Origin of the sequence: uncultured Brachyspira sp. (genome assembly GCF_944390595.1) — a bacterium.
Lineage (GTDB): Bacteria > Spirochaetota > Brachyspiria > Brachyspirales > Brachyspiraceae > Brachyspira.
On sequence record NZ_CALXRN010000090.1, the window covers coordinates 1 to 3,974 of the forward strand.

3 protein-coding genes are annotated in these 3,974 nt (G+C 22.4%); 1 reads left to right on the plus strand and 2 read right to left on the minus strand.

The annotated features are described in order from the left end of the window. A partial coding sequence (locus Q0J90_RS04640) for an ankyrin repeat domain-containing protein (protein WP_297276793.1) occupies positions 1-653 on the plus strand: 653 nt, incomplete at its 5' end. 401 nt (positions 654-1,054) lie between these two features. Here the strand turns inward: Q0J90_RS04640 and Q0J90_RS04645 are convergent. After that, positions 1,055-3,376, minus strand: a complete 2,322-nt coding sequence (locus Q0J90_RS04645) for a restriction endonuclease (RefSeq protein WP_297276794.1) — start codon at positions 3,374-3,376, stop codon at positions 1,055-1,057. A 116-nt stretch (positions 3,377-3,492) separates the two neighbouring features. Beyond that, a partial coding sequence (locus Q0J90_RS04650) for a phosphoenolpyruvate carboxykinase domain-containing protein (protein ID WP_297276795.1) occupies positions 3,493-3,974 on the minus strand: 482 nt, incomplete at its 5' end.

A 3,974-nucleotide genomic window follows, 5' to 3' on the forward strand; every position in this document is an offset into this window, starting at 1 on the left:
TAGAAAATAATGCAGATATAAATGAAAAATCATCTTGGGGAGCATCTGCACTTATTTATGCTTCTGAAAAAGGCAATATCAACATAATGAAATATTTAATAGATAATGGAATAGATGTTAATGGAAAGGCAGATGAGAATGGGGATACTCCATTATTATGGGCTATTACAGGAAAAAACCCTTATGAAGCTTCAAAACTTTTAATTGAAAATGGTGCTGATGTTAATGCTACAAATAACAGCGGAGTTGCTCCTGCTACTATACTTGCCGGATCTGTTCCTGAAGTAGTTAAACTTTTAAAAGATAATGGTGCCGATTTAGATACAAAATTTTTAGATTATTATCCTCCTATAGCAATTGCTGCAGGTGCGGGTAATTTAAAAATAGTTAAGGCATTGGTTGAAAATGGTGCTGATGTGAATTATTATCCTGATTATACGAATTATACTGCAATATATCATGCTATAGATCAAGGCAATTATAAAGTTGCGGAATATTTATTTAAAAATGGTGTTGATTTAAATATAAAAATGAAACCTGATAATGACTACGGCAGAAGTATAAAAGAAAGCTACAATGTTTTAGAATATGCTGAGGCTATTCAGGATAAAAAAATGATTAATATAGTAAAAAAATATTATAAGAAAAAATAAAAGTTTTATTATAAGCTTCTCATATATTTTAATAATTTTCTTATTGTTATTTTTTAGAAAGAAAGTATAGAATTATTATACACAAACTAGATTTAAAATATACATAACGCACGGTTAACAAATTTATAATATAATAAAATTTGAACTCCAAATACGCATATATTTTTAATTTCGCCCTGCGTGCGGTAAACGTACAAACAATTTAAAAAATCTTGGGCGGGCAGCTAAAATAACTTAAAAAATAAAAAAGAAAAATAATACAAAAATATCAAAAATAATTATAAACCTATAGGGCGGGCGTATGTAATTAAATTTTAAATCCTAATTAATTACAAAAATAAAAGCCAATAGCTTAATATTAAATTAAACCAATAATATAATTAATAGTTTATTAAAACTTTTTATTTAAAATCTCTATCAAAAATTATATCTATTGGATCCATATCATCATCAGGTATATAATCATCTCCATATCTTTTGTCATAATAATTATAATCATTATTATTATATAAAGCTTCTTTAAAAAAATCTTCTATATCATAGTTATTTTCTATATCAGATATTAACGCTTCTTTATCACGATAAAAAACTATACTATTTATCTTTTCTATAATATCTGATAATTTATCAAGTACAGAAGATATATCTTTACATATACAGTTAATATCAAAAGTATAACTAATGTCTTCTATACTATTTTCACATATATAATCATCAACAGCATCATTTACTATTTCTTCAGAAAATTCGCGCATTTTTTCCCAAAAAAAGTTATCTAAGAAATTATAAAGATTTTTATCAAACATTTTTGTTAAATTTCTTATAAAATCATCATTATAAGATAAACTATACTTATTTTTAATTTGATATAAAATATCTATTATAAATATATAATCAATATTTTTTGATATTTCATTAAAATTATTAACATCTAAAAATATATCATTGAGATTATAAAAATCCCACAAGGTACTATAATATAATTTCATTATAAAAGATGAATATATATTTATTTTTACATTATCTGAACTTTTCATAAAACAATCTTTTACAATATTAGTAATTTCTAAATTTTGAATGTTAAATTCCAATATACAATATAATACATGATAATATATATTTATATAACTTTTTAAATTAAAAATATTACCATTATGAATTAAATTTATTATTTTTTCTTTTATAAAAGATTCATTAAATTTATTATATAAATTAAGATATTGTTCTATATAAACAGCATTATTTAATATATTCTTTATTTCATTTTCATTATATCTTAAATAGTTAAAAATATAATCATTAATAGATGGGTTTAATACACTAATATTTTTATTATTATTCTTATCTATATTTATTTTAACAAGAGAATTTGATAATCTATTCAATGTACTATCAAAATTATTTATTGTTGTATCTATACTTTTTAATTCAAATAATCTTTTATTGAAAGATTCCTTTAATATATTGAAATCTATATAATTATTTGTAAGAGAATATATTGTATACATCATTATTCTATCAACTTTTTCAATTCTTTTTACAAATTCATTTTCCCATATCTTTGATGGATTATTTAAATTATCAATAATAAAATTTATATATTCATTAGGTTCAACATCTTTATAATTTGAGGTTATATATTCTATTATTCTTGGATTATAATTATGATGTTTTATTATTTTATAATAGTTTTTATCTTTTTTTATATTATAAAAATATTCTATTGGAATGTTTGAAAAATAAATATGATTGTACAATATTAATGCCTTTTCATAATCATTAATTTTATTTAAATCTATTAAAATAGTGTCATTATCTTTTATGATTTTATCAAATTCTATAAAAGAATTTTTTGCTTCATTCATAATTGTTATTCTACTATTAAGTATTAATTTTTTATTGCAATTTTTTGAATGACTAATCAATGTTTTTAATTCTTTAGAATAATTTTCTCTTAATTCTAAATAATGCTGTCCTAAAAAATCATCTATAAGTATTACTTCTTTATTTTTTCCTTTAAAAATAGATTTTTTAATATCTTTAATACTGCTATCTGATGAATATCTCACATTATAATTTTTTTCAAGATAAAATAAAACTAACATTTTAGATAATGTTGTCTTACCAACACCAGGATCTCCAGTTATAATAATAACATGATTTTTATTTAATATATCAATAGATTTTCTATAGAAAGATGTTTGAACATATAAATGTTTTTCTTTTTTTATATCATCAATTAAATATTCGCAATCTATTAAAATATTTTGATTATTTATTATTTGTAATATAGAGCTAGAAGATAACCATAATTTATAGTGTCGTTCAACTATATCCGTATTTTCTTCTAATAATTTATTTATTTCAGACGAGTCTATTATATTAGATGTATCTGACATATATGAAGAAAACATATTATATATATTTTTGATATTATTAGGAGTAAGTGCTAAGCTAGTAACAATATAATATTTTTCAGGTTTCAATTTATCTATTTTTTCTAATTCTTTTTTCAGAGAGTTTAATAAGGACGAATAAGTACTTCGGCAATAATGTTTTACTTGCACTATAATATTATTTTCTGTATAATAGCCTTGTATATCTATACCATCATCTTTACCTTTAGCATAGGTTCTCAATTCTATACCAAGTTTTTTTTCTAATATATCTCTAATTAGTAATTCAAATTCATAATCATTTAAATTCGTTAAATCATATGACACAAATATTACCTTTTAATTTAATATTATATAAAATACTATTTTTTATAATAAAAGCCAATAGCTTAATATTAAGTTAAACTATTGGCTATATTCTTAAGAAAAATTACTAACTAAAATTATTTGCTTAATCTAGCTCTTAATTCTTCTAATTGTTTTTTAAGTCTTTCAGGAAGTCTGCTTCCGAACTTATTGAAATGATCTTCTATTTGTTTAGACTGCTCTTTCCAAGCATCAACATCTACTCTCATAAGTTCTTTGAAATCAGCTTCAGGTATATCTAAACCAGAAAGATCGAAATCTCCTTCTTTAGGCATTTTACCTATAGGAGTATCAACAGCATCGATTTTACCTTCAACTCTTTCACACATCCATTTTAATACTCTTGAGTTATCACCGAATCCAGGCCATAACCATTTACCATTAGCATCTTTTCTGAACCAGTTTACATAGAAGATTTTAGGAGCTTTATTTCCTAATTTATCTCCCATTTCAAGCCAGTGTTTCATATAATCGCCCATATTGTATCCAGCGAAAGGAAGCATAGCAAATGGGTCAAATCTTAAAGCACCAACTGAACCGATATTAGCAGCAGTAGTTT